This is a genomic window from Jatrophihabitans sp. (genome assembly GCF_035474675.1).
In the GTDB taxonomy this organism is placed as follows: Bacteria; Actinomycetota; Actinomycetes; order Mycobacteriales; family Jatrophihabitantaceae; genus Jatrophihabitans_A.
Genome location: NZ_DATINC010000048.1, coordinates 48,825 through 73,171, shown reverse-complemented (window position 1 = coordinate 73,171; position 24,347 = coordinate 48,825). Strand labels below are relative to the sequence as shown.

Below are 24,347 nucleotides of genomic sequence, written 5' to 3'. Positions count from 1 at the left end.
ATGATCGAGGACTCGGCCAGCCGGGAGAGGGCCTCGCGGATCGAGCGGGCCCGGGCGTCGCCGACCCCCTCGACCTCCTGCAGCTCGTCGACGGAGGCGGCCAGCACCTTCTGCAGGCCGCCGAAGTGCTCCACGATCCGGTTGAGCACCAGGTTCGGCAGCCGGGGCACCCGCGACAGCAGCCGGTAGCCCCGCGGGCTCGCCGACGTCTCCAGGGTCTCGGGGCCGGCCGGGTAACCCAGCGCCTTGGCGATGTTGGACAGGTCGAGCAGCTCGGCCGCCGACAGCTGGGCCAGATCCTCCAGGGCTTGCTCCACCGTCCGGTTCTTGCGGCTGGCCGGCAGGTAGTCCCGGGCGATCAGCTCCCGGTCGGTGTGCACGCCGGCCATCAGCTCCTCCAGCTGCATCGACAGCAGCCGGCCGTCGGTCCCGAGCTCGGCGCCGTAGCCGGAGATCTCGTCGGCGATCCGGGTGACCATCTCCAGCCGCTGGGACACCGCCGCCGCGTCGCGCACCGTGACCAGGTCCTCGATCTCGAGCGCGGACAGGGTCTGGGAGACCTCGTCCAGCCGGGACTTGTACCGCTCCAGCGTCTGGACCGCCTGGTTGGCCCGTGACAGCAGCGAGGTGGAGTTCTCCAGCACGTGCCGGCGGGCACCCAGGTAGAGGCTGATGATCTTCATCGACTGCGACACCGAGATCACCGGGAAGCCGGTCTGCTGGGCCACCCGCTGGGCGGTGCGGTGCCGGGTGCCGGATTCCTCGGTCGGGATCGCCGGGTCGGGCATCAGGTGGGTGGCCGCCCGCAGGATCCGGGTGCCGTCGGTGCTGAGCACCACCGCGCCGTCCATCTTGGCCAGCTCCCGCAGCCGGGTGGCGGCGAACTCGATGTCCAGCGGGAAGCCGCCGGTGCACAGCGCATCGACGACCTTGTCGTAGCCGAGCACTACCAGCGCACCGGTGTTGCCGCGCAGAATGCGTTCCAAACCGTCCCGTAGCGCGGTGCCGGGAGCGAGCGAGGCAAGGACCGATCGCAGCACCTCGTCGCGATCACTGACAGCCACGTACCTACTCCCGCACTCTTCACACAGCCTTCAACCTTGCAGGACAGTCTAGGAGCTTGCCGGCCGGGTGACGGCCGCTAGTTGGACCGCTCCGTCACAACTGGGCTACGAAGTCCCAGGCCCGGGTCACCGTGGGTACTTCGACCACCTTCATGCCGGCCAGCTGGGACCAGTCCGAGCCGTGCGGCACCAGTGCTTTGCGGAACCCCAGCCGGCTGGCCTCGCTGAGCCGGCGCTGCACGCTCGAGACCCGGCGGATGTCACCGGACAGCGAGACCTCGCCGATCGCGCACAGGGTGCTGGGCAGCGCGATGTCGCTGGCGGCCGAGGCGACGGCGAGCAGGATGGCCAGATCCACCGACGGCTCGGTGATCTTGATGCCGCCGACGCTGGCCGCGTAGACGTCCCGGTCGCCCAGCTGGACACCGGCGTGCCGGCCCAGCACCGCCAGCAGCATGTTCACCCGGGAGGCGTCGAGGTCGGTGACCGACCGCCGGGCCGAACCGCCGTTGCCGTAGGAGGAGGCCACCAGCGACTGCACCTCGGACAGCAGCGGCCGGCGGCCGGTCACCGTGACCGTGACACAGGTGCCCGGCACGGCGATGTCCCGGCTGCTGACGAACAGCCCGGACGGGTCGGGCAACTCGTCGATGCCCTCCTCGTGCATCTCGAAGCAGCCGACCTCGTCGGTGGCGCCGAACCGGTTCTTGATGGCGCGCAGCAGGCGCAGCGAGCTGTGCCGGTCGCCTTCGAAGTACAGCACCACGTCCACCAGGTGCTCCAGCGCCCGCGGGCCGGCGATCGAGCCGTCCTTGGTGACGTGGCCGACCAGCACGGTGGCGATGCCGCGCTCCTTGGCGACCGCGCTGATGGCGGCGGTGACGGCCCGGATCTGCGGCACGCCGCCCACCACCCCGTCCACCGTCGAGGAGGCGATGGTCTGCACCGAATCCAGGATCAGCAGCCCGGGCTTGACCTCGTCCAGGTGGGCCAGCACCGCGCCGAGGTCGTTCTCGGCGGCCAGGAACAGTTGCGGGTGCATGGTGTGGGTGCGTTCGGCCCGGGCCCGCACCTGGGCGGTGGACTCCTCGCCGGTCACGATCAGCGCTGAGGAGCCGGTGACGGCGGCGTACTTCTGGCCGGCCTCCAGCAGCAGGGTCGACTTGCCCACTCCCGGCTCGCCGGCCAGCAGCAGCACCGCACCCGGCACCAGGCCCCCGCCCAGCACCCGGTCCAGCTCGCCGATGCCGGTCGGCAGCGCCCGGGCCAGCGTGGCGTCTTGCCGGCTGATCGGCTGGGCGGCGGTACGCGGGGTGACCGGCGCCGGCAGCGTCAGGGCAGCCGCCCGGACCCCCTCCTCGGCCATGGTGCCCCACGCCTGGCATTCCGGGCAGCGCCCCACCCAGCGGATCGAGGAGGTGCCGCACTCGGTGCACGCGTAGCTGGTGCTGGCGCGCTTGGGCTGCTTGACGGTGCTGCCCGGTGGGGTACTCACCCGCCGGAGGCTACCGGGGGGTTACGACAGAAAGCCGGTGCCGAGCCGCGCCGGAGGGAGGTCGGAGTTACTCGCCGCCCGGCTGGGTGGCCACGCTGACGGTGGGCGCGCTCGGGGCCTCACTGGACAGCTGGACGGCGAGCACGACCGTGATGCTGGTGCCGCTGGCGAAGGTGAAGGTGACCGGCACCGACTGCGCGGGGAACAGGTCGGCGGTCAGGCCGGTGAGCGTCACGGTGGCACCGCCGTCGCCCATCCCGACCGAGACCGACTGCCGGGCCGGCAGGTTGATCGGGGTGCTGGCGGCCGAGGCGCTCGGCGAGCTGGTTGCCGGCGCTGAACTGGGGGCCGGCGCCGAGCTGGAAGCCGGGGCTGAGCTGGAAGCCGAGGCACTGGACGTCGGGGCCGAACCCGACGCCGAGGCGGTGCCGGTGGCCGACGCCGAGCCGGTGGCTGATGCCGTGGCCGAGCCGGTAGCTGACGCGGTGGCCGAGGCGGACGGCGAGGCGCTGGCCGAACTGCTGGAGACCGACGGCGATGTGCCAGCCGCCGAGGACGACCCCGACGAGCCCGAGCCGGTGCCCAGCTGGGCGCCGCCGGCCACCGGAGAGCTCACTGACACCAGCCGGTCGGCCTGGTCGCCCCGGTTGATCAGCACCATCCGCAGCGGGGCGTCGGAACCCTTGGCGTAGCTGCCGCCCGACTCCGGGGTGGCGATGCCGGCGGCCCGGATGGCGATGGTGCCCGCCTCGGCCTGGATCCCGTCGATCGAGGGCGTCTGCTCCACCGTCTGGGCGTTCTGCCCGGCGGCGCAGCCGGTCACCAGGACCAGGCCGGCCGCAGCGGATCCGGCTGCCGTCCCGAGCCGGCGGAGCAGGCTCGTACGGCCAGCGGTCTCGTTACCCACGGCGACTCCTCAGCTGCCTCAACTCGCGGTGCTTACCTTCCATGCCGGGTCGACTGTTGAGCCGGATGGGACATCCGGCCCCTCAGCCTAGCGAGGGCCCCGGACCCGGCAACGGACAGGTGGCGCGGCTGGCGCGGCGGGTCGTCCGGGCGGTGACTGCACCGGTCTGCGGAGGGGGTGCGAGCATGGGTGGGGTCAAGGAAGGACTCGGGGCGTGTCGGTCCCACGTGTTACCCTGGAGTCCACCGGAAGGGGTTGCCTCTATGACTTTTCAGGTCGGCGAGACCGTAGTTTATCCGCACCATGGAGCTGCCAGAATCGAGGCAATCGAGACTCGTATCATCCAAGGCGTCGAGCGCACGTATCTCGTGCTCAAGGTCCAGCAGGGTGATCTGACCGTCCGAGTGCCCGCCGACAACGCCGAGATCGTGGGCGTGCGTGACGTGGTCGGTCAGGAAGGCCTGGACCGGGTCTTCGAGGTGCTACGCGCCCCGCACACCGAGGAGCCGACCAACTGGTCGCGTCGTTACAAGGCCAACGGCGAGAAGCTGGCCTCCGGCGACGTGAACAAGGTCGCCGAGGTTGTGCGAGACCTGTGGCGGCGCGAGAAGGACCGCGGCCTGTCCGCGGGTGAGAAGCGCATGCTGGCCAAGGCCCGCCAGATCCTGGTGAGCGAACTGGCGCTGGCCGAGGGCACCAACGAGGACAAGGCAGAACTCGTGCTCGACGAGGTTCTGGCCGAGGCTGTCGCCTGAGCCAGGGCTTGACCAATTCCCGACCGGCGGCCGCCGAGGCTGCCGATGCCGGCACGGGAATCGCTGCGGTGATCGTGGCTGCCGGCTCCGGCCAGCGGCTGGCCGCCGGCATGCCCAAGGCGCTGGTACCGCTGCACGGCCGTCCGCTGCTGGCCTGGGCGCTGGACGCCTTCACCGGCCATCCCGACATCGACTCGGTCGTGGTGGTCGCTCCGCCGGACGCGATCGCCGCCGCCGAGGACTGCGCCGCCGGCCGGGCATCCGTAGTGGCCGGCGGCGCCAGCCGGCAGGCCTCGGTGCAGCTGGGCCTGGCCGCACTGGCCCCCGGGATCGGTCTGGTGCTGGTGCACGACGCGGCCCGGCCACTGGTGCCCGGCTCGGTGATCTCCGCAGTGGTGGCTGCCCTGCACGCCGGCGAGCAGGCGGTGATCCCGGTGCTGCCGGTGGCCGACACCATCAAGCGGGTGGACGGCACCGGCCAGGTGGTCGACACCCTCGACCGGACGCAGCTGCGTGCCGTCCAGACCCCGCAGGGTTTCTCCCGGACCGCGCTGGTGGCCGCGCACCGGGCCGCCCGGGAGCGTTCGCTGACCGACGTGACCGACGACGCCGGGCTGCTCGAAGCGCTCGGGGTGCCGGTGCGGACCGTCCCCGGTGCGGAGCTGTGCTTCAAGATCACCGGGCCGCATGACCTGCGGCTGGCGCATGCGCTGGCCCGCGAGCTGGACGCCACCACCCAGTCCGGCGGGCCGACATGACCGCGGCCCGAAGCGGCTGCCCGACCCAGCCGGGAGGGCCGGCATGACGCTGCCCAGGGTAGGGGTCGGGGTGGACGTGCACCCGATCGAAGAGGGCCGCGAGTGCTGGCTGGCGGGGCTGTTCTGGCCGAACGTGCCGGGCTGCACCGGGCACTCCGACGGCGACGTGGTCTGCCATGCCGCCTGCGACGCGCTGCTGTCCGCTGCCGGCCTCGGCGACCTCGGCGCGGTGTTCGGCACCGCCGAACCGGAGTGGGCCGGGGCGTCCGGGATCGAGCTGCTCGCCGAGGTGGTCCGCCGGCTGGACGCGGCGAGCTGGCGGATCGGCAACGTCGCGGTGCAGCTGATCGGCAACCAGCCGAAGCTCGGACCGCGCCGGCTGGACGCCGAGGCGCTGCTCAGCGACGTGGTGGGCGCCCCGGTGACCCTGTCGGCGACCACCACCGACGGTCTCGGCCTGACCGGCCGGGGCGAGGGCCTGGCCGCCGTTGCCACCGCTCTGATCGCCCGCTGAGGTGCTGACCGGTCAAGGCACCGGGAGCCGCTAGGACAGCGCCTGCTCCAGGTCGGCCCACAGGTCCTCGACGTGCTCCAGGCCCACCGACAGCCGCAACAGCGCGGCCGGCGTCTGCTGCCGCAGCTCGCCGGGGTAGCGGCCGCGCCGTTCCAGCAGCGACTCGACGCCGCCCAGGCTGGTGGCGTGCGTGATCAGCCGCACCCGGGCACAGACCTGGTCGGCCCGCTGCACCGAGTCCGGTTCGAAGGACAGCAGGCCGCCGGTGTTGTCCAGCAGCTTCGCCACCAGGTCGGCCTGCGGGTGGCCCGGCAGTCCCAGGTAGTGCACCCGGTGCACCGCCGGGTGCGCGTCCAGCCGGCGGGCCAGCTCCGCGGCGTTGCCGCAGGCCCGCTCCAGCCGCACCGACAGGGTCCGCAGGCCACGCAGCGCGAGGAAGGTCTCCAGCGCGCCGGGCAGTCCGCCGGTCAGGTTGCGGCGGGCCTTGAGCTCGGTGTCGAGGGCCTCGTCGGCGGTGGCCAGCGTCCCCATGACCAGGTCGCTGTGGCCGGCGATCCACTTGGTCGCCGAGTGCAGCACCACGTCGGCGCCGTGCTCCAGCGGGCGGATGCCGAACGGAGTGGCCAGGGTGGCGTCCACCACGGTGCGCACGCCGTGCCGGCGGGCAGCCGCGGCCAGCGCCGGGAGGTCGGGCACCACCAGCATCGGATTGGTCGGCAGCTCCAGCCAGAGCAGCGCCGCTCCCGGCAGCGCCTCGGCCACGGCGTCGACGTCGGTGACGTCCACGGTGCGCAGCGACAGCCGGCCGAGCTCCACCTGGGCGTCCAGCAGGGTGCGGTTGAAGTTGTAGAAGGTGCTCGGCAGCACCACCACCGACCCGACCGGCAGCGCCTCGACCAGCGCGGTGCTGGCCGCCATCCCGGACGAGAACGCGGTGACCAGCCCGCCCTCCACCGCGCCCAGGGCGGCCTCGAACGCCGCTAGGGTGGCGTTGCCGTCCCGGCCGTAGACCCGCTCGCCGCCGGCGTGGAAGGTCGAGGACAGCTGGACCGGCTGGTTGACCGGGCCCGCTGGCGTGCGATCCGGCCGGCCGGTGGCGATCAGCAGCGATTCCCGGCGCAGCGAGTCTGGATGCATACCGTCAAACCTAGCTTGCCGGTAGCCGGGCAAGGGGTGCCAAGCCTGTCCAGCCCGGGTCGGCCGGGAGCCCGGTCCTAGACTCGGGCGCATGACTGAATTGCCGGACCTGGCCAAGAAGCTGCTCGACGCCGCCAACTACGTGGTGGTGGCCACCAGCAACACCGACGGCTCGCCGCAGACCTCGGTGCTCTGGGCCACCTACGACGGGGACGAGCTGTTGCTGTCCACCATCCAGGGCCGCAAGAAGGAGACCAACTGGCTCAAGGACCCGCGCACCAGCGTGCTGATCCTGGACCGGGACAACCCGTTCCGCTACGTCGAGGTCCGCGGCACGGTCAGCATGAGCACCGAGGGCGGCCCGGAGCTGATCGAGCGGCTGTCGCAGGCCTACACCGGGGCCAGCTACACCGGCGACGAGGGCACCGACAACGTCCGGGTGGTGGTCCGGGTGCGGCCCGGCCACGTGGTGGTGTGGGGCGGCTGACCGCCCCCGAGGCGCTACGGTCAGCGGCCGACCGGGGAGTCCGTACGATTGCCTGGTGACGCTCAGGCTGTATGACACCGCAACCCGGACGGTGCGCGACTTCGTCCCGCTGGTCGCCGGACGGGCGTCGGTCTACTACTGCGGCGCCACCGTGCAGGGCGCGCCGCACATCGGTCACCTGCGGTCCGGGCTGAACTTCGACATCCTGCGCCGGTGGCTGAGCCACTCCGGCTACGACGTCACCATGGTCCGCAACGTCACCGACATCGACGACAAGATCATCGCCAAGGCCGCCGAGGCGGGCCGGCCGTGGTGGGCGCACGCCACGCTCTTCGAGCAGGCCTTCCGGGACGGCTACCAGATCCTGGGCTGCCTGCCGCCGACGGTGGAGCCGCGGGCCACCGGCCACGTCCCGGAGATGATCACGCTGATGCAGCGGCTGATCGACGGCGGCCATGCCTATCCGGTGGACGGCGACGTGTACTTCGACGTCCGGTCCTGGCCGCGCTACGGCGAGCTGTCCGGCCAGCGGATCGACGAGATGTTGCCGGCCGGCGACTCGGTGGGCGACGCCCGCAAGCGCGACCCCCGGGACTTCGCGCTGTGGAAGGCCGCCAAGCCGGGCGAGCCGAGCTGGCCGACCCCGTGGGGCGACGGCCGGCCGGGCTGGCACCTGGAGTGCTCGGCGATGGCCGGCAAGTACCTGGGCGCGGCCTTCGACATCCACGGCGGCGGCCTGGACCTGATCTTCCCGCACCACGAGAACGAGCTGGCCCAGTCCAGCGCCGTCGGCGACGACTTCGCCCGGTACTGGATGCACAACGGCTGGGTCACCATGGCCGGCGAGAAGATGTCGAAGTCGCTCGGCAACACGGTGGCGATCAGCGCGATGGCTGCCGAGTGGCGTCCGGTCGAGTTGCGCTACTACCTCGGCGCGGCGCACTACCGCTCGGCGATCGAGTACTCGCCCGAGGCGTTGCGGGAGGCCGCGGTCGCCTACGCCAAGATCGAGAGCTTCGTGCAGCGCGCGGTGGAGGTGGCGGGCGTTCCGGACGAGCCGGTCGAGTTGCCGGCCTCGTTCGTCGCGGCGATGGACGACGACCTGGGCGTGCCCCAGGCCCTGGCGGTCATCCACAACACCCGCCGGGACGGCAACATCGGCCTGGACCGGGGCGACAAGCAGGCGGTACGCACCGCCCTGGGCCTGGTGCTGGCGATGACCGCGGTGCTCGGCATCAACCCGCTGGAGTGGCAGGCCGCCGGTGCCACCGGTGACCAGGCCGCGCTGACCTCCACCGTCGACCGGCTGGTCCGGCTGGCGTTGCAACAGCGCCAGCAGGCCCGGGCCCGCAAGGACTTCGCGGCCGCCGACGCGATCCGCGACGCGCTCGGCGAGGCCGGCGTGCAGGTCGAGGACACCCCGGACGGTCCACGCTGGACCCTGGCGCCGGCATCCCGGCAGGAACGGTAGCTCCCAGATGGCAGGCAACTCGGCGCGCAAGGGCGCGGTCCGCAAGAGCAAGAAGGGTGCCACCGTCGGCTCCGGCGGCCAGCGGGCCCGCGGCCTGGCCGGCAAGGGCCCCACTCCGAAGGCCACCGAGCGCAAGGGGCATCCGGCCGCCCGCCGGGCCGCGGCGGCCGAGCGCCGGTCGGAGGCGCCGCGCCGCCGTGGCGCTCCCGGCAAGAACTCCGACGCGCCCGAGCTGCTGGTCGGGCGCAACCCGGTCGCCGAGGCGCTGCGGGCGGCGATCCCGGCCACCGCGCTGTACGTGGCGGTCGGCATCGAGGCCGACGAGCGGGTCACCGACGCGATCCGGCTGGCGGCCGACCGCGGGCTGCCCATCCTGGAGGTCAGCAAGTCCGAGATCGACCGCCGCACCGGCGGCATCCTGCACCAGGGCATCGCCCTGCAGGTGCCGGCCTTCTCCTACGACGAGCTGCCGGACCTGCTGGACCTGGTCGCCTCGGCGACCACCACGCCGCTGCTGGTGGCCCTGGACGGGGTCACCGACCCGCGCAACCTGGGAGCGGTGATCCGCTCCGCGGTCGCGTTCGGGGCGCAGGGCGTGATCCTGCCGACCCGGCGCTCGGCCGGGGTCACCGCGACGGCTTGGCGCACCTCGGCCGGCACCGCCGCCCGGCTGCCGGTGGCCCAGGTGACCAACCTGGTCCGCGCACTGCGCGACTGCCAGAAGGCCGGCCTGCAGGTGGTCGGCCTGGACGCCGACGGCGGCACCACCCTGGACCAGCTGCCCTACGCCCGCGACCCGCTGGTGATCGTGGTCGGCTCGGAGGGCCGCGGGCTGTCCCGGCTGGTCGGCGAGACCTGCGACCTCACGGTGTCGATCCCGATGGCGGGCCAGGCCGAGTCGCTGAACGCCTCGGTGGCGGCGGCCGTCGCGATGGCCGAGGTGGCCAGGCAGCGCCGCCAGGCCGGCTGACCCGGCGGCGCCCGGGACTCAGGACTGCCCGGTCCAGCCCAGCACGGTCGGGTGCACCTGCAGCGAGCAGATGCTCACCGACCGGCGGATCGGAACGGACTTGGTGGTGTTCGGCGCGGTCTCCAGCACACCGGCCGAGTACCGGCACGGCCCGGAGGTGGCCGGGTTGAAGTTGGCCCACTCCACGGTCGCCGAGGCGAAGCCGTGCGGTGGGACGGTGATCAGCTGCACGCCCTTCCGGCTGCCACCGGCCGAGCCCGTCAGCGTCCGGGTCGCGTGCGCGATCACCCGGCCGTTGGAAGCCATCGCGTCCACGCCCGGGTAGCCGTACAGGGTGCAGCTGGCGGCGGTGTGGTTGCGGTACAGCAGGACGAAGGCGCTGTGCCCGGCGAAGCCGTCGGTGCGCGAGACGCCGTAGTCCAGCGAGGTGTTGCCACAGGCCGGCACCGCGGCGCCGGCCGGGCCGGCTCCGGCCACCAGCCCGATCATCGCGCCGGCCAGCGCGACCGTGTTGATTGCGATCATCCTGCGAACAGTGGACATCGTCTTCCCCCGATCCGTGGTGGCGGATGCCACCTTCGAGCTGTTGACAGCTCCGGGCCGGGATCTGTCGCGCAGGTAGGCCGATTCGTTATCCGCTCGGGGCCCCGGCTCAGCCGGACGGCAGCAGCGCCGGATCCACCACCAGCGTGTCGGTGCCGGCGTAGTCGGCGATCCAGAGCCGGTGGTCGTATCCGCTGACCACGAACGGGTTGCCGGCCGGGATCGGGAACGGGCCGGTCACCGCGTCGGTCCGCTGGTCCAGCCGGTACAGCGCGCCGCCCTTGTCCGGGAACCACACCGCGCCGTCGAGCACGTCACCGTCGTTCGGCGTCGGTCCCACGGCGATCCGGCGGACGATCCGCCCGGTGTGCGCGTCCAACCGGATGATCTGGCCGGCGCCCTGGTCGCCGATCCAGACGGTGTCGGAGTCGGCGGCGGTCCAGTTCGGTGCACCGTCGAACTCCACGGTGCGCGCCCGGCCGGTCGTTGCGTCGATCCGGGTCAGCTGCCGGCTGCCGGCATCGCACACCCAGAGCGCGCCGCCGGCCGCGGCGATGCCGACCGGACTGGGGCTGACCTTGATGGTGCGGGTCCGGTTCGTCGCGGCGTCGATCCGGGTCACCGTGCCGTCGGAGTAGTTGGTCACCCAGGCCGCCCCGGCGGCGAAGGTCACGTCGTAGGGCGAGCTGCCGACCGCGATCGTGCTGGTGCGGTTCGTCCGGACGTCGATCCTGGTCACCGCCGAGCCGGTGTAGTCCTCAACCCAGACCGAGCCCGCGCCGAAGGCCATTCCGCACGGACCGGCCGCGGTGCGGATGGTGGCCAGCACCCGGCCGGTGCGCGGGTCGAGCCGTTTGACGGTGAAGTCGTTGATGTCGGCCACCCAGACCGAGCCCGCCGCGCCCAGCGTCGCGCAGGGCTTGCTGCCGGTGTGGATGCGCTTGACCAGGTAGCGCGGGTCGGCCGCTGCCGTCGCCGACGGCGAGGGCGAGCCGGTCGAGCTGCCGGCCGCCGGTTGCCCGGCCGTCGAGGCAGCCGTGCGGGTGGAGCCGCCGGTCGAGTCGCAGCCGGCGATCAGCAGCGCCGCCGCGGTGACGGCAGGAAGTACGTCGCGAAGCCCCGAATTCCTCATGCCAGCCAACGGTAGGGATGGCCGGTCACGGAGATACTACGATTTCGTATTAGTTACCCTACCGTGACCGGCGCGGCCGGCGGGTTAGAGTCGCGGGCATGGCAGGGCTGGAGTTCCGTGGGCCGTTCCTGCTGGTGTTCGCCCTGGGCCAGCAGCTGGGCACCCTGCTGCAGCAGGCGATGGCCGACGCCCCGCTGCCACCGAACGAATTCGCCGTCTACAGCGCGTTGCGGCTGATGCAGCCGACCACGCCCACCCAGCTGGCCGGCACCCTCGGCATGCGGCCCACCACGCTGTCCAGCATGCTCGTCCGGATGTCGCGGAGCGGCCATCTGCACCGGCGCCGCAACCCGGCCGACGGGCGCTCGGTGATCCTGACACTGAGTCCCAGTGGTGTCCGGGTCACCGAGGCCTGCTTCGGTGCGTTCAGCGTCGCCATCGAGGCGTTCCGGCGGCAGTTGACCGTCGACGAGTCGGCGCTGCTGGCCGATCTGGAGGCGATGAGTGCCGCGCTGGGCCGGGCCAGCGCGGAGCTGGCCGAGCTCGATCAGCCCGGGCTTGCCGAGGCCGGCGGCTGATCCGGAGCCCGGTTCGCACCGGTGACTGGTAGCCGCCCATGGTTGATCGCTAGCGTAGGGACGGGCCGAGCAGTGTGCCCCAACCGGCGCCAGGCTGTCCGGCGCTGCCTACCTGGTGAGGAGTAGCAGGATGACGGAAACCGAAGGAACCGCCGACGGCGGTGCGGAGGGCACGCCTGGCGTGCATGACGGTGGCGCGGACGGCGGTGCACAGGGCACCGAGGGCTTGGCTGACGGCGGCGCGCAGGGCACGCCCGGCGTGCACGACGGCGGTGCCGATGGTGGTGCCGACGGCGGCGCGGGTGACGGTGGCGCCGATGGCGGTGCAGACGGCGGCGCGGGTGACGGCGGTGCCGATGGTGGCGCGGACGGATCCATCGTCTCCAACAACGGCGGCAGCTGATCCGACGGCGGCTCCTGATTACTGAGCAGTCGATGGGCGGCGCCGACCCGGTCGGCGCCGCCCTCCCATCCTCCGACGCCGTTGCCGCCAGTGCCCTGGCGCGCTGCATCGGCATGCCGGTCGAGCGGTTCGCCGCCGAGTACTGGTCACGGCAGCCGTTGCTCACCCCCGCCGCCGAGAGCGGCGCCGACTACACCGACCTGCTCGACACCGCGGCGATCGACGAGCTGCTGTCCCGGCGCGGGCTGCGCACCCCGTTTCTCCGATTGGCCAAGCAGGGCAAGGTGATTCCGGCTCGGGAGTTCACCCGGTCCGGCGGCCTCGGCGCCGGGGTGGCCGACCAGGTGGCCGACGACAAGGTGCTCGGGCTGATCGCCGACGGCGCCACCCTGGTGTTGCAGGGCCTGCACCGCAACTGGCCGCCGCTGGTGCGCTTCGGCAGCAGGCTCGCCGCCGAGCTGGGGCATCCGGTCCAGATCAACAGCTACCTGACGCCGCCGCAGAACCAGGGCTTCGCGCCGCACTACGACACCCACGACGTGTTCGTGCTGCAGGTCGCCGGCCGCAAGCGCTGGGTGGTGCACCGGCCGGTGTTCGCCGACCCGCTGCCCGGCCAGGACTGGGAACAGCACCGGGCGGCGGTCACCGCTCGGGCGGCCGAACCGCCACTGCTCGACCTGCTGCTGCAGCCCGGCGACGCGCTGTACCTGCCCCGCGGCTACCTGCACTCGGCGGTGGCGCAGGGCGACACCTCGATCCACCTGACCGTCGGGGTGCACCCGGTGACTCGCTACGCCCTGCTCAAGCACCTGCTGGCCGAGGCAGCCGGCGAGCCGGAGCTGCGCGCGTCGCTGCCGCTGGGCGGCGACCTCGCCGAGGAGGCCCGGCTGGCCGGCCAGGTGCACGAGACCGTGCGGGCCTTCACGGCTTTTGCCGAGTCCGGCCGGGTGCCGCAGGTGGCCGGCCGGCTCGCCGACGAGCTGGCCGGCAGCACCCGGCCGGAACCGATCGAGCCGATGGCGCAGCTGGCGGCCCTGGCCGGCCTGACACCGGCGGCGCGGTTCCGGCTGCGGCCGGGCCTGCGGCCCCGGTTGGAACGCCGGCCGGACGCGGTGCGGGTCTTGGCCGTCGACACCGGCGTCAGCCTGCCGGCGGCGGCCGAGCCCGCGCTCAAGCTGGTGCTGTCGGGCGAGCCGGTGAGTGCCGAGACGCTGCCCGGCCTGGACGCCGCGGCCGCGCTCGACCTGGTCCGCCGGCTGCTCACTGCGGCGGTGCTGGTGCCCGATGCTTGACCAGGCCCACCGGTGCGGGCTGGCGGCGGCCGCCCGGGGTGACGAGATGCTCGGCACCGCCTTTCCCGCCGACCGGATCCTGCTCGTCGAGCAGCCAGGTGGATGGGGGCTGGCGGGCCTGGCCGGCTCCCGGTTCGGCTCGCAGGTCGCACAGCGGCTGATCAGCACGTTCGGCCGGCAGGGCGTCCGGGTGCTGGCCATCCGCCACCCCGGCCGGCATCCGGCAGCGGACCGGCACCCCGACCACAGCTGGGGTTTCGCCGACTGCCGGCCCGGCCGGCAGGGCATCGTCTGGGGGACCTACCGGGCCGCCGAGGAGCTGCTGGAACTGGACCCGGCGGAGCTGGCCGACCGGGCCGGGCAGGCCGGGACCGGCGAGCCGGTGTACGCGGTGTGCACGCACGGCACCCGGGACATGTGCTGCGCCATCGAGGGACGCCCGGTGGCCACCGCGCTCGCCCGGGAATGCCCCGGCCGGGTCTGGGAATGCAGCCATGTCGGCGGGGACCGGTTCGCCGCCAACGTGCTGGTGCTGCCCACCGGGCAGCTGTACGGCCGGGTCACCGATCCGGTGGCGCTGGTGGCGGCGAGCGAGGTGGGGCAGGTGCTGCCCGACCAGCTGCGCGGTCAGATCGGGCTGCCGCCGGCCGCCCAGGCCGCCGTGGTGCACGCCCAGCGCGAGCTGGAGCTGGCGACGGTGGGTGCGGTGCGGGTGCTCCACGTGCAGGGCGCGCCGCCGGACGTGCAGCTGGTCCGGCTGGCGGTGCCGGGCGGTTCCTGCACGGTCGCCGTACGGCGGGTGGTCGGCGCGCCGGCGACGCTGACCTGCCGGGACGCCAAGGCCAAGGTGCCGCTCAGCTACCGCCCGCTGTGGCTGCGGGCCGACTGACCCCGGACGATCGCCGGACCGGCCGGGTCTGCGTGATATCCAGCGGTCGTCGGAGCGACGGCTGAATATCACGCACGTGACCCGGGCAGCGAAAGGGACGCCGGCGGTGTGCCGACGTCCCTTCCGCTGGTCAGCCGCGGCTACGCGCCGAGCCGCTCGCCGGTCTCCGGGTTGAACGCGTGGGTCTCGTCGGTCCGGACCTCGAGGGTGATCTCGTTGCCGATCTTGGGCGGCACCCGGCCGTCGAAGCGGACGGTGAACGGCTTGGCGCCGCCGTCGTCACCGACGTCCTGGGTCTTCACGCCGGGCAGCTCGCCGTAGACGAAGGCGTCGGCGCCGAGCTCCTCGACCAGGGTGGCCTTGAGCTTGATCCCCTGGCCGTTCTCCGAGGCGTGGAAGGATTCCGGGCGGATGCCCAGGATGATCTCCTTCAGCCCAGCGGCCCGGGCGGCGGCGGCCGCGTCCTGCTTGATCGGGATGTTCAGGTCGCCGAGCTTGGCGCCGGAGTCGGTGAGCGGCACCTTGACCAGGTTCATGGCCGGCGAGCCGATGAAGCCCGCGACGAAGGCGTTGCCCGGGTGGTCGTAGAGATTGCGGGGGGTGTCGACCTGCTGCAGGATGCCGTCCTTGAGCAGTGCCACCCGGTCGCCCATCGTCATGGCCTCGACCTGGTCGTGGGTGACGTAGATGGTGGTGGTGCCGAGCCGGGCCTGCAGCGCGGCGATGTTGGCACGGGTCTCCACCCGCAGCTTGGCGTCGAGGTTGGACAGCGGCTCGTCCATCAGGAACACGCTGGGCTCCCGGACGATCGCACGGCCCATCGCGACCCGCTGCCGCTGGCCACCGGACAGCGCCTTGGGCTTGCGGTCGAGGAAGCGCTCGAGGTCGAGCAGCTTGGCCGCCGCCTGCACCTTCTTGGCCCGCTCCTCCTTGGACACGCCCTTGAGCTTCAGGGCGAAGCCCATGTTCTCGGCCACCGACATGTGCGGGTAGAGGGCGTAGTTCTGGAACACCATCGCGATGTCGCGGTCCTTCGGCGGCTTCTGCGAGACGTCGACGCCGCCGATCCGGATCTCGCCCTGGTCGACGTCTTCGAGGCCGGCGAGCATCCGCAGCGCGGTGGACTTGCCGGAGCCGGACGGACCCACCAGGACGACGAACTCGCCGTCGGCGACATCGAGGTTGAGCTTGTTGACCGCAGGGATCGGGTTTCCCGGATAGATACGCGAGGCTTCCACGTACTGGACTTCGGCCATGCCACAACATCCTCTCGGTATGCCGGCCGCACCGGGTACGGGCGGGCGCGGGAGTGCGCCTGCCTCACGGCATTCCGGTCGGTGCCGGGTTCCGCCTCCACCGATACGAAGACGGCGACCCGACCGGCATAGCGGCCTGGACCTTCTCATTTAGGCAGCTGTACCGGCGGGCGTCAAGGAAGGGCCTCGCGCGGCCGCGGAAAACTTCGGCAAGCAGCGGTGACTGGGCTGCCGGGACCGGGCAGTCACTCTCACATTAATTATTAATGTTTGTTCTGAGTTGACACGCAATGGCGGAATGTCCATATTGACTCCCGGCGGTTCCATCCCCCGGCCGCCGCCCCTCGACTGCTTCCCCCGAAGGAGTTCAGCATGCTCCAAGCACGCACCCGGATCCGCCGGGTCCTCGGCGCCGCCGTGACCGCGGTGGCCGTCGGCGCCGGCATGGTCGCCGCCCTCACCGTCGGCGCCGGCCAGGCCAGCGCGGCTACCTACGTCAACGGCATGGACGTCTCCAGCTACCAGGGCAACGTGGCCTGGTCGACGGCCTACGCCAACGGCGCCCGGTTCGCCTACGTCAAGGCGACCGAAGGCAGCAGCTACACCAACCCGTACTTCGCCCAGCAGTACAACGGCTCCTACAACGTGGGCATGATCCGCGGCGCGTACCACTTCGCCCGGCCCAACGTCTCCAGCGGCACCTCGCAGGCCGACTTCTTCGCCGCGCACGGCGGTGGCTGGTCAGGGGACGGCCACACCCTGCCGCCGGCCCTGGACATCGAGTACAACCCGTATGCCGGGGGCACCTGCTACGGACTGTCCCAGTCGTCCATGGTGAGCTGGATCCGGGCGTTCTCCAACGAGATCAAGGCCAAGTACAACAAGTACCCGATGATCTACACCACGCTGGACTGGTGGACCACCTGCACCGGCAACTCCAGTGCCTTCGCCGCCACCAACCCGTTCTGGATCGCCAAGTACAGCTCCACCCCGCCGACCCCGCCGGCCGGCACCGCGACCTGGACGATGTGGCAGTACGCCGACTCGGGCGTCTTCCCCGGTGATCAGGACCGCTTCAACGGCAGCTACACCCAGCTGCAGGTGCTGGCCACCAACCACGACTGACCCGTCCCGCCGCGGCGGACCATGCCGCGGGTTAAGACCACCGTGAGCCCGCGGGCGGTCACCGGCATCCGATCCCGGTGGCCGCCCGCGGCTGCATCCCACGCCGGACGGACCAGCCGGGTCTCACGCCGGACGGACCAGCCGGGTCGGGCGGATCAGCTGGTGGGCACCCAGAACCGCAGCATGCCGCCCCGCTCGTCCTCCAGCACCCCGCCGTTGGCCTCGATCACCTTGCGGGAGCCGATGTTGTCGACGTCGCAGGTGATCAGCGCCTTCTCGATGCCGAGGCCGGCCGCGACCGGCAGCGCGGCCCGCAGCATGGCCGTGCCGTACCCGCGCCGGCGGGCCTTCGGGGCGATGTCGTAGCCGATGTGGCCGCCGTGCTCCAGCAGGGCCGGGGTCAGCCGGTGCCGGATCCGGATGGCACCCAGGAACTCCGCACCCTCGGCCCACCAGTAGGTGCTGGAATGCACCCAGTTCGGCGGCGGTGGCAGCGAGGTGTCGCCCTGCGCGTGCAGCTCGTCCAGGAACCGCGCGAGGCCGGAGTCGGTGTGCCAGTGCGGAGCGGACTCGCGCAGCTGCCGGCCGAGCGCGGAGTCGTCGTCCGGGCCGCCCCGGCCCTCGGCGGCGAAGTCGGCCATCGCCGCACGGAAGGACGGCGCCAGCGCGGTACTGGGTCGCACGAGTTCGGGCATCGGGCCATGGTGGCCGCCCGGCCGGTGCTCAGGCCAGCGAATTTCCGGCTTCGGCGGCGCGCAGCTGCTCGACCTCGGCGGTGATGGCGGCCATGATCTCGTCGGTGACCTGCCGCAGCAGGTCGGCGGTGAGCTCGGCGTCGTGGTACTTGCTCAGGTCCAGCGGCTCGCCGAGGCTGGCCTCGTGCCGGTGCCGGGGGAACGGCCGGAACCGGCCGCGCCGGCCCAACGTGCGGTGCGCACCCCACTGGCCCACCGGGATGACCGGGACGTCCGGGCAGGCCAGTGCCAGCCGGGCCACCCCGGTCTTGGCCTGCATCGGCCAGTAGTCCGGGTCGCTGGTGATAGTGCCCTCCGGGTAGATGATCACGCACTCGCCGTCGCGGAGCGCCTGCTCGGCCGCGCGCAGCGAGTCGGCGGCCTGGCTGGAGGATCGGTACACCGGGATCTGGCCGGCGCCGGTCATCATCCGTCCGATAACCGGCCAGCCGAACACGCCGGACTTGATCAGGAAGCGCGGGATCCGGCCGGACTGCCAGATCATCCGGGCCATCGTGGTGGTGTCGGCCTGCGAGATGTGGTTGACCGCCACCAGCACCCCGCCGCGGGCCGGCATCCGGTCCAGGTGGTGCCAGCGGATCTTGAAGAACACCGAGACCAGCGGATAGATGATCACCACGCACAGCCGGATCCAGAAGCCGGCCTTGGGCCGGTGCGCTCGGGTCATCGGCTGCTCCTCGGTGGCCGCTCCGGGGATGTCGCGGTGTTGCGGTCATTCCTACCCCGGCGGTCCGAGCGCCGGACGGCCGGGGCTGGGACGTGTCGCACCGGGCCGCCGGAAAGCAGCACCGTCTCCTGAGTCCGCCAGCCTGGCCCGTCCGAGCGGCAACCGCACGCTCTAGGATTGTCGCGGCTGGCGAGGCTTGCTCGCCCCGGCCGGCGTGGCGCAACTGGTAGCGCACCCGACTTGTAATCGGGCGGTTAGGAGTTCGAGTCTCCTCGTCGGCTCCACCTCGTGGTCAAGGTGATGCGGTCACTGACCGGACGACAGCTTGGCGACGAAGACGTACCGATCGCCGCGGTACCAGCTGTGCACCCACTCGATCGGCTCGCCCGCGGCGTCGAAGCTGTGCCGGCCCAGCACCAGCATCGGTGAGCCGGTGTCGGTGTTGAGCAGCTCGGCCTCGCGCGGCGACGCGGCGGCGGTCTCGATGGTCTCCTCGGCGGCCACCGGCGCCGTGTCGTAGACGTCGGCCAGCACCTGGTACAGCGAGGACGCCTTGCGGACGTGGGAGATCAGCCCGGGGAACCGCGCCGCGGACAGGTAGGAGGTCTCGACCGCCATCGGGGTGCCGTCCACCAGGCGCAGCCGCTCGATGCAGTAGACCGCCGCGGCCGGCTTGATCGCCAACCGGGCGGCGATGTCCTCGGTGGCGCGCTCGCGTACCGCATCCAGCAGCTGGGTGCTGGCCGAGTAGCCCGCCGCCGCGGCCTGCTCGGTGAAGCTCGTCATGTGCAGCGGCCAGGCGATCTTCGGCTCGGCGACGTAGGTTCCCGATCCCTGCCGGCGTACCAGCCGGCCCTCGCCCACCAGCTCGCTCAGCGCCTGCCGCACTGTGGTCCGCGACGTCGCCAGCTCCACCGTGAGGACCCGCTCGGTCGGCACCAGGCTGCCCGGTTCGAGCGTGTCGATCAGCTGCAACAGGTGCCGCTTGACCTGGTAGTACTTGGGCTCGCGGGCACCGGAGGGGTTGATGTCGAGGACCACTGCTTCCCTTCTCCGAGCCCGGTCTGCCGGCCGGGTGACCCGCTGATGACGAGAGACTACCGGCCGGACGCCCACAGGTTTACACCATTGACAACCCGTTCGGATCCCGGACACTATCAGAATTGTCTAGTCCATTTGGAGCGGAGCCGTCTTGTCGATCGATGCCGAGATCTCCCGGCTGGCGCTGTCGTGCACCCTGCTGGGCTACCTCGGCCCCACCCCGCCACTGTGGCTGCTCGGCGCCCTGGAGGCGGGCCTCGGCGGGGTGGTGTTGTTCGGCTCCAACCTCGGCGACGGCACCGGGGTCGCCGAGCTGACCGATCGGTTGCGGGCGGCGGCCGGCCGCGAGATCGTGATCGCCCTCGACGAGGAGGGTGGCGACGTCACCCGGCTGGACACGGTGCGCGGCAGCAGCTCGCCCGGCGCCGCCGCGCTCGGCCGGCTGGGCAACCTCGCCGTGACCGAGGAGGTGCACGCCGCGATCGGCGTCCGGCTCGCCCGGGCGGGCGTGACGCTGGACCTGGCGCCGGTCGCCGATGTCAACCTCGACCCGCTCAATCCGGTGATCGGCCTGCGGTCCTTCGGCGACGACGCCGGCGCGGTCGCCGAACAGGTCGCCGCCGCCGTGCGCGGCGTGCAGCGCGCCGGAATCGCCGCCTGCCTCAAGCACTTTCCCGGCCACGGCGCCACTCGCGCCGACTCCCATACCGAACCGGCCGTGCTGGAGCGCAGCCGGGCGGAGCTGGCCGCGGGAGAACTGCTCCCGTTCCGGGCCGGCATCGCGGCGGGTGCCCGCTCGGTCATGATCGGGCACCTGCTGGTCCCCGCCCTGGACCCCGACCGGATCGCCACCGTCAGCCCCGCGATCGTCACCGGGCTGCTGCGCGGCGAGCTCGGCTTCGACGGCGTGGTGGTCAGCGACGCGCTCGAGATGGCCGCGCTGGCCGGAACGCTCGGCATGACCGAGGGCTTCGTCCAGGCCCTGGTCGCCGGCGTCGACACGCTGGAAACCGGAGCACAGGACTACCCCCAGCTGGTCCAGGCCATTCCGTCGGCCGTGCAGGACGCGCTGCGCACCGGCCGGCTGACCGAGGACCGGTTGGTCGAGGCCGCCGAGCGAACCGCCCGGCTGGCCGGAGCCGGCAACGCCGGGAGCCCGGTCGGGAGTGCGGTGCCGGACGGCATCGAGTCCGGCTGCCTGGAGGTCCTCGGGACGTTGCCGGCGCTGCACCGCCCGCTGGTGGTCGAGTGCCGGACCCGGCCCGGGGTGGCGTCCGGGGAGCTGCCGTGGTCGCTGATCGACGAGCTGGCCGGCCTGCTCGACGGTGTCGACGGGCTGCGCGTCGACCGTCCGGTGGACGGCGGCGAGCTGCTGCGGCTGGCCGAGGGGCGGTCGCTGGTGCTGCTGGTGCGCGATCCGGACCGCGAGCCCTGGCAACGCCAGCTTCTCGAGGTGGCCGCCCGGCATCCCGACGCGGTGCTGGTCGACGCCGGCTGGCCGACGCCGGCACCACCCGGCCTGCCGGTGCTGCGGACCCGCGGCATCGCGCCGGGACTGTTGCGAGCGGCCGCGGCCGCCCTGGCCGGCCGGGCGGCGCCCCGGCGCCGGGAGGTGGACCCGGTGTGAGCACCGCACCCGCGCCGGACGGCAGCAAGCCGGACGGCAGCAAGCAGAACAGCACCGAGCAGAGCAGCGCCAAGCCCGGCGCCCTGATGGCGGCCGAGATCGCCGAGCAACCCGCCGTGCTGGAGCAGCTGCTCGCCGACGGGCTGGCCGAGATCACCGAGGTGGCGGCGAGGATCCGGCGGTACGCGCCGCGCTTCGTCGTGCTGGCCGCCCGGGGGACCAGCGACCACGCGGCGCTCTACGCCAAGTACCTGGCCGAGATCCGGATGGCGGTGCCGGCCGGGCTCGCCTCGCCGTCCAGCATGACCGTCTACGGCGCCCGGCCGGCGCTGGACGGCGTGCTGTTCCTGGCCGTCAGCCAGTCCGGCGGGTCACCCGACCTGGTGGACTCGCTCAGCGTCGCCCGGGCCTGCGGCGCGTTGACGGTGGCGGTGACCAACAACCCGGGTTCGGACCTGGCGGCCGCGGCCGAGGTGCACGTCGACGTCCGGGCCGGTGTGGAACGCGCCGTCGCCGCCACCAAGACCTACACCGCGGAGCTGCTCGCGCTGTACCTGCTGCTGGCCGGCGATCGGAACGGCACCACGCCGGCCGAGGCCGCCGCACCGCTGGCGGCCGCGGCCGAGCGCACCCTGGCGACCGGCGCGGGGAGCACGGCCGCGCGCCGGTACCGCCGGGTGGACCGCCTGGTGCTGACCGGCCGGGGATACTCCTACCCGACCGCCCGGGAGGCCGCCCTGAAGCTGATGGAGACGTCGTACCTGAGCGCGCAGGCCTTCTCCGGCGCCGACCTGCTGCACGGTCCGCTGGCGATGATCGACGCCGCGGTGCCGGTGATCGCCCTGGTTCCGCCGGGCCGCGGCGGGGCGGCGATGGCACCGGTGCTGGAACGGCTGGCAGCCCGCGGCGCCGACGTGCTGCCGGTCGGCCGCCCGGACGGGCTAGCGCTGGCCAGCACCGGGATCGCCGAGGAACTGCTGCCGATCCTGGAGATCCTGCCGCTGCAACAGCTGGCCTGGCGGCTGGCGCTGGACCGCGGCACCGACCCGGACCGCCCGCGGGGACTGGCGAAAGTCACCAGCACGTGGTGAGCGGGGACCGTCCGCAGCTGGACCTGCTCCGGCCGGAAGAGACCGTCGACCTGCTGCTCGACGCTGAATCGCGCGTGGTCCCCGCGGTGCGCGCGGTCGCCGGGGCGATCGCGGCCGGCGCCACCCTGATCGCCGCCAGGTTCGCCGCCGGCGGCCGGCTGCTCTTCGCCGGCGCCGGCACCTCGGGCCGGATCGCGGCCGCCGAGGCCGCCGAGCTGCCCGGCACGTTCGGCCTGGACCGGCACCGGATCGGCTGCCGGGTCGCCGGGGGCGGCGACAGCACCGACTCCGACGAGGACGATCTGGCCGGGGCGGAAAGGGATATCGCCGAGCTGGCCGTCACCGGCGCCGATGTGCTGGTCGCCGTCGCCGCCAGCGGCGCGACCCCGTACACCGTTGCCTTCGCCGAGGCCGCCCGCCGGGCCGGGGCGGCCGTGATCGCGGTGGTGGCGGTAGCCGGCTCACCGCTGGCAGACCTGGCCGAGGTCACCATTGCCCCGGTCCTCGGCCCGGAGGTGCTGCGCGGCTCGTCCCGGCTCACCGCGGGGACCGCGCAGAAGGTCGCCCTGAACGCCCTCAGCACCGCGGCGATGGCGCGCGCGGGCCGGGTGCACGGCGACCTGATGGTGGACGTGGTGCCAGCCAACGCCAAGCTGCGCCAGCGGGCCGCCGGGATCGTGGCCGAGATCGCGGGGGTGGGCCAGGCCCAGGCCGGCGAAGCCCTGCGGCGCTGTGACGACGACGCCCGGGCAGCTGTCCTGATGCTGGTGGCCGGCCTGGAACCGGACGTGGCCCGCCGCCGCGCCGCGGCGCACCGCTCGTTGCGCGAAGCCCTGGACGGCTGAGGTTTCTCCCGGCTCCGAACGGGACTCGGCGCGCTCTTGGTAACAGTCGGGTGTCGGCCCGCCGATGCCCTTGACACCGAAATGGTCTAGGCCAATACTTCGGATTCATCTAAACCAATCTGGCATTGGTCCGAACCCATCGGCGCACCATCCAACCTACGGAGGCCGGTTTTGAAGCGCACGCTAACGGGTGCCATCGTCCTGGCTGCGACCCTGGCCGTGGTGGCCACCGGCTGCAGCTCCGACAAGAAGTCGAGCGCCAAGGCCGACGCCTCGGTGTTGAGTACCGACGGAGCGGGCAAGACCATCAAGGTCTGGCTGCAGAGCGACGCCCAGAAGGGCTGGCCGGACGTGGTCGCCCAGGCGAGCCAGCGGTTCGAGCAGGCGACCGGCGCCAAGGTGGACGTCCAGTGGCAGCAGTGGTCCAACTACACCACCAAGCTGGACTCCACGTTCGCCGGCAGCAGCGGCATTCCGGACGTCGTGGAGCTGGGCAACACCCAGACCGCGTCCTACATCGCGGCCGGCGCCTTCCTCGACCTCACCCCGGCCAAGGGCCAGTTCGAGAACTCGGCCAGCTGGCTGCAGGGCCTGACCGAGTCGGGCACCTCGCCCAGCGGCAAGCTGATGGCGGTGCCGTACTACGCCGGCAGCCGGGTGGTCATCTACCGCAAGGACCTCTGGACCAAGGCCGGCGTCAGCACGCCGCCGACCACCCTGGACGAGCTGTTCGCCGACCTGGACAAGGTCAAGGCCGCCAACGCCTCCGACCCCCGGTTCTCGGCTTTCTACATGGCGGGCAAGAACTGGTACGCGGCGATGTCGTTCGTCTACGGCGCCGGCGGCAAGATCGCCGAGCAGAGCAACGGCCAGTGGGCCGGCACGCTGGAAAGCGCGCAGGCCCAGCAGGGCCTGGAGCGGTGGAAGGAGCTGGCCACCAAGTACTCGGTGGGCGGCGCCACCAAGGACGAGTCCGACCAGGACGCGATCATGGCCCTCGGCCACACCGGGGCGATCCTCGGCAACGGCTGGGAGGTCGGCGCGGTCACCGACAAGAAGAGCGGCAACCCGGCGTTGGCGTCCAAGCTGGACACCTTCCCGATGCCGGGCACCGCGGCCGGCCAGTACACCCCGTCGTTCCTGGGTGGTTCGGATCTGGCCGTCCCGGCCAAGGCCCCCAACGCCGGCCTCGGCGCGCAGTGGGTGAAGTACTTCACCGACACCACCAGCCAGACCGCGCTGGCCAAGTTCGCGATCCCGAACACCACCTCGCTGCTCGGCGTGTACCAGGGCCAGGCGCAGGCCAACCAGTCGACCGGCGAGGCGGCGAAGAACACCTGGTTCGTGCCCAACACGCCGAACTGGGCCAATGTCGAGAGCGGCAATATCCTGCAGAACATGCTCACCTCGATCGCGACCGGCAAGAGCAGCGTGGCCGACGCGGCCAAGGCTGCCGACACCGAGATCGCCAAGACGCTCAACGCCACCGGCTGACGGGTACCACCTCGCGGTCGCGCCGGACGGCGGGTCACCGATGAGCACGGT

At 72.5% G+C, this 24,347-nt stretch carries 25 protein-coding genes and 1 tRNA gene; 16 read left to right on the top strand and 10 right to left on the bottom strand.

Annotated features, from left to right (window positions below; all coding sequences use genetic code 11):
- The 3 genes from disA to VLJ82_RS05380 form a co-directional block, all read right to left on the bottom strand.
- Positions 1–1,064 (bottom strand): DNA integrity scanning diadenylate cyclase DisA (gene disA, locus VLJ82_RS05390; protein ID WP_408662300.1); only part of this gene is annotated, 1,064 nt, incomplete at its 3' end.
- 94 nt (positions 1,065–1,158) lie between these two features.
- On the bottom strand, positions 1,159–2,559 hold the full coding sequence (radA, locus tag VLJ82_RS05385) for a DNA repair protein RadA (protein ID WP_408662299.1): 1,401 nt from the start codon (positions 2,557–2,559) through the stop codon (positions 1,159–1,161).
- 67 nt (positions 2,560–2,626) lie between these two features.
- Positions 2,627–3,466, bottom strand: coding sequence for a hypothetical protein (locus VLJ82_RS05380; protein WP_408662298.1), 840 nt, complete (start codon positions 3,464–3,466; stop codon positions 2,627–2,629).
- 263 nt (positions 3,467–3,729) lie between these two features.
- Between VLJ82_RS05380 and VLJ82_RS05375 the strand changes: the two genes are divergently transcribed.
- From VLJ82_RS05375 to ispF, 3 genes are read left to right on the top strand one after another with little or no spacing between them, the layout of a single operon-like run.
- Positions 3,730–4,221, top strand: a complete 492-nt coding sequence (locus VLJ82_RS05375; protein ID WP_408662297.1) for a CarD family transcriptional regulator — start codon at positions 3,730–3,732, stop codon at positions 4,219–4,221.
- Between the two features lie 8 nt (positions 4,222–4,229).
- Positions 4,230–4,979, top strand: coding sequence for a 2-C-methyl-D-erythritol 4-phosphate cytidylyltransferase (gene ispD, locus VLJ82_RS05370; RefSeq protein WP_408662296.1), 750 nt, complete (start codon positions 4,230–4,232; stop codon positions 4,977–4,979).
- Between the two features lie 43 nt (positions 4,980–5,022).
- On the top strand, positions 5,023–5,493 hold the full coding sequence (gene ispF, locus VLJ82_RS05365; RefSeq protein ID WP_408662295.1) for a 2-C-methyl-D-erythritol 2,4-cyclodiphosphate synthase: 471 nt from the start codon (positions 5,023–5,025) through the stop codon (positions 5,491–5,493).
- Positions 5,494–5,523: 30 nt separating this feature from the next.
- Here ispF and VLJ82_RS05360 read toward each other — a convergent pair whose 3' ends face one another.
- Positions 5,524–6,630, bottom strand: coding sequence for a trans-sulfuration enzyme family protein (locus VLJ82_RS05360; protein ID WP_408662294.1), 1,107 nt, complete (start codon positions 6,628–6,630; stop codon positions 5,524–5,526).
- 91 nt (positions 6,631–6,721) lie between these two features.
- On the opposite strand from VLJ82_RS05360, the gene VLJ82_RS05355 reads away from it, so the two are divergent.
- The 3 genes from VLJ82_RS05355 to rlmB are packed head-to-tail and all read left to right on the top strand — an operon-like array spanning position 6,722 to position 9,558.
- Complete coding sequence (locus tag VLJ82_RS05355; protein WP_408662293.1) at positions 6,722–7,117, top strand: PPOX class F420-dependent oxidoreductase; 396 nt, start codon at positions 6,722–6,724, stop codon at positions 7,115–7,117.
- A 55-nt stretch (positions 7,118–7,172) separates the two neighbouring features.
- A complete protein-coding gene (cysS, locus tag VLJ82_RS05350; RefSeq protein ID WP_408662292.1) occupies positions 7,173–8,588 on the top strand; it encodes a cysteine--tRNA ligase in 1,416 nt (471 codons plus the stop codon).
- A 7-nt stretch (positions 8,589–8,595) separates the two neighbouring features.
- The gene (gene rlmB, locus VLJ82_RS05345) at positions 8,596–9,558 is read left to right on the top strand and encodes a 23S rRNA (guanosine(2251)-2'-O)-methyltransferase RlmB (RefSeq protein ID WP_408662291.1); all 963 of its coding nucleotides are present in this window, start codon (positions 8,596–8,598) and stop codon (positions 9,556–9,558) included.
- 18 nt (positions 9,559–9,576) lie between these two features.
- Here the strand turns inward: rlmB and VLJ82_RS05340 are convergent, their stop codons facing one another.
- Positions 9,577–10,083, bottom strand: coding sequence for a DUF4232 domain-containing protein (locus tag VLJ82_RS05340; RefSeq protein ID WP_408662290.1), 507 nt, complete (start codon positions 10,081–10,083; stop codon positions 9,577–9,579).
- Positions 10,084–10,210: 127 nt separating this feature from the next.
- Positions 10,211–11,233, bottom strand: a complete 1,023-nt coding sequence (locus tag VLJ82_RS05335; RefSeq protein ID WP_408662289.1) for a hypothetical protein — start codon at positions 11,231–11,233, stop codon at positions 10,211–10,213.
- 98 nt (positions 11,234–11,331) lie between these two features.
- Here VLJ82_RS05335 and VLJ82_RS05330 point away from each other — a divergent pair, with 98 nt between their 5' ends.
- The 4 genes from VLJ82_RS05330 (at position 11,332) to VLJ82_RS05315 (ending at position 14,395) form a co-directional block, all read left to right on the top strand.
- Complete coding sequence (locus tag VLJ82_RS05330) at positions 11,332–11,811, top strand: MarR family winged helix-turn-helix transcriptional regulator (RefSeq protein ID WP_408662288.1); 480 nt, start codon at positions 11,332–11,334, stop codon at positions 11,809–11,811.
- 130 nt (positions 11,812–11,941) lie between these two features.
- Positions 11,942–12,214, top strand: a complete 273-nt coding sequence (locus VLJ82_RS05325; protein ID WP_408662287.1) for a BatC protein — start codon at positions 11,942–11,944, stop codon at positions 12,212–12,214.
- Positions 12,215–12,246: 32 nt separating this feature from the next.
- Complete coding sequence (locus VLJ82_RS05320) at positions 12,247–13,506, top strand: cupin domain-containing protein (protein WP_408662286.1); 1,260 nt, start codon at positions 12,247–12,249, stop codon at positions 13,504–13,506.
- Positions 13,499–14,395 carry a sucrase ferredoxin gene (locus VLJ82_RS05315; RefSeq protein WP_408662285.1) on the top strand — a complete coding sequence of 299 codons (897 nt, stop codon included), beginning with the start codon at positions 13,499–13,501 and terminating at the stop codon, positions 14,393–14,395. Before VLJ82_RS05320 ends, VLJ82_RS05315 begins: the two co-directional genes overlap by 8 nt.
- Positions 14,396–14,535: 140 nt before the next feature.
- On the opposite strand, the gene VLJ82_RS05310 is transcribed toward VLJ82_RS05315, so the two are convergent.
- Complete coding sequence (locus VLJ82_RS05310; protein ID WP_408662284.1) at positions 14,536–15,651, bottom strand: ABC transporter ATP-binding protein; 1,116 nt, start codon at positions 15,649–15,651, stop codon at positions 14,536–14,538.
- Positions 15,652–16,023: 372 nt separating this feature from the next.
- Between VLJ82_RS05310 and VLJ82_RS05305 the strand changes: the two genes are divergently transcribed.
- Positions 16,024–16,776: a lysozyme gene (locus VLJ82_RS05305; protein WP_408662283.1), complete on the top strand. Its 753-nt coding sequence runs from the start codon at positions 16,024–16,026 to the stop codon at positions 16,774–16,776.
- 155 nt (positions 16,777–16,931) lie between these two features.
- Here the strand turns inward: VLJ82_RS05305 and VLJ82_RS05300 are convergent, their stop codons facing one another.
- Positions 16,932–17,471, bottom strand: coding sequence for a GNAT family N-acetyltransferase (locus tag VLJ82_RS05300; RefSeq protein WP_408662282.1), 540 nt, complete (start codon positions 17,469–17,471; stop codon positions 16,932–16,934).
- Positions 17,472–17,499: 28 nt separating this feature from the next.
- Positions 17,500–18,198, bottom strand: coding sequence for a lysophospholipid acyltransferase family protein (locus VLJ82_RS05295; protein ID WP_408662281.1), 699 nt, complete (start codon positions 18,196–18,198; stop codon positions 17,500–17,502).
- A gap of 208 nt (positions 18,199–18,406) precedes the next feature.
- On the opposite strand from VLJ82_RS05295, the gene VLJ82_RS05290 reads away from it, so the two are divergent.
- Positions 18,407–18,482: transfer RNA gene (locus tag VLJ82_RS05290), tRNA-Thr, on the top strand.
- A 22-nt stretch (positions 18,483–18,504) separates the two neighbouring features.
- Here VLJ82_RS05290 and VLJ82_RS05285 read toward each other — a convergent pair.
- The gene (locus tag VLJ82_RS05285) at positions 18,505–19,239 is read right to left on the bottom strand and encodes a GntR family transcriptional regulator (RefSeq protein ID WP_408662280.1); all 735 of its coding nucleotides are present in this window, start codon (positions 19,237–19,239) and stop codon (positions 18,505–18,507) included.
- A gap of 151 nt (positions 19,240–19,390) precedes the next feature.
- Here VLJ82_RS05285 and VLJ82_RS05280 point away from each other — a divergent pair, with 151 nt between their 5' ends.
- From VLJ82_RS05280 to VLJ82_RS05265, 4 genes are all read left to right on the top strand, one after another.
- On the top strand, positions 19,391–20,866 hold the full coding sequence (locus VLJ82_RS05280; RefSeq protein ID WP_408662279.1) for a glycoside hydrolase family 3 N-terminal domain-containing protein: 1,476 nt from the start codon (positions 19,391–19,393) through the stop codon (positions 20,864–20,866).
- A gap of 86 nt (positions 20,867–20,952) precedes the next feature.
- A complete protein-coding gene (locus VLJ82_RS05275) occupies positions 20,953–21,957 on the top strand; it encodes an SIS domain-containing protein (RefSeq protein ID WP_408662301.1) in 1,005 nt (334 codons plus the stop codon).
- Complete coding sequence (locus tag VLJ82_RS05270; RefSeq protein WP_408662278.1) at positions 21,954–22,802, top strand: N-acetylmuramic acid 6-phosphate etherase; 849 nt, start codon at positions 21,954–21,956, stop codon at positions 22,800–22,802. Before VLJ82_RS05275 ends, VLJ82_RS05270 begins: the two co-directional genes overlap by 4 nt.
- 171 nt (positions 22,803–22,973) lie before the next feature.
- The gene (locus VLJ82_RS05265; RefSeq protein WP_408662277.1) at positions 22,974–24,296 is read left to right on the top strand and encodes an extracellular solute-binding protein; all 1,323 of its coding nucleotides are present in this window, start codon (positions 22,974–22,976) and stop codon (positions 24,294–24,296) included.
- The last annotated feature ends 51 nt before the right edge of the window (positions 24,297–24,347 follow it).

Coding starts and splice junctions, on each gene's coding strand:
- VLJ82_RS05375 (WP_408662297.1), top strand. CDS start 3,730: ATGACTTTTCAGGTCGGCGAGACCGTAGTTTATCCGCACCATGGAGCT.
- ispF (WP_408662295.1), top strand. CDS start 5,023: ATGACGCTGCCCAGGGTAGGGGTCGGGGTGGACGTGCACCCGATCGAA.
- VLJ82_RS05360 (WP_408662294.1), bottom strand. CDS start 6,630: ATGCATCCAGACTCGCTGCGCCGGGAATCGCTGCTGATCGCCACCGGC.
- VLJ82_RS05355 (WP_408662293.1), top strand. CDS start 6,722: ATGACTGAATTGCCGGACCTGGCCAAGAAGCTGCTCGACGCCGCCAAC.
- rlmB (WP_408662291.1), top strand. CDS start 8,596: ATGGCAGGCAACTCGGCGCGCAAGGGCGCGGTCCGCAAGAGCAAGAAG.
- VLJ82_RS05340 (WP_408662290.1), bottom strand. CDS start 10,083: ATGATCGCAATCAACACGGTCGCGCTGGCCGGCGCGATGATCGGGCTG.
- VLJ82_RS05335 (WP_408662289.1), bottom strand. CDS start 11,233: ATGAGGAATTCGGGGCTTCGCGACGTACTTCCTGCCGTCACCGCGGCG.
- VLJ82_RS05330 (WP_408662288.1), top strand. CDS start 11,332: ATGGCAGGGCTGGAGTTCCGTGGGCCGTTCCTGCTGGTGTTCGCCCTG.
- VLJ82_RS05325 (WP_408662287.1), top strand. CDS start 11,942: ATGACGGAAACCGAAGGAACCGCCGACGGCGGTGCGGAGGGCACGCCT.
- VLJ82_RS05320 (WP_408662286.1), top strand. CDS start 12,247: ATGGGCGGCGCCGACCCGGTCGGCGCCGCCCTCCCATCCTCCGACGCC.
- VLJ82_RS05315 (WP_408662285.1), top strand. CDS start 13,499: ATGCTTGACCAGGCCCACCGGTGCGGGCTGGCGGCGGCCGCCCGGGGT.
- VLJ82_RS05310 (WP_408662284.1), bottom strand. CDS start 15,651: ATGGCCGAAGTCCAGTACGTGGAAGCCTCGCGTATCTATCCGGGAAAC.
- VLJ82_RS05305 (WP_408662283.1), top strand. CDS start 16,024: ATGCTCCAAGCACGCACCCGGATCCGCCGGGTCCTCGGCGCCGCCGTG.
- VLJ82_RS05300 (WP_408662282.1), bottom strand. CDS start 17,471: ATGCCCGAACTCGTGCGACCCAGTACCGCGCTGGCGCCGTCCTTCCGT.
- VLJ82_RS05295 (WP_408662281.1), bottom strand. CDS start 18,198: ATGACCCGAGCGCACCGGCCCAAGGCCGGCTTCTGGATCCGGCTGTGC.
- VLJ82_RS05275 (WP_408662301.1), top strand. CDS start 20,953: ATGGCGGCCGAGATCGCCGAGCAACCCGCCGTGCTGGAGCAGCTGCTC.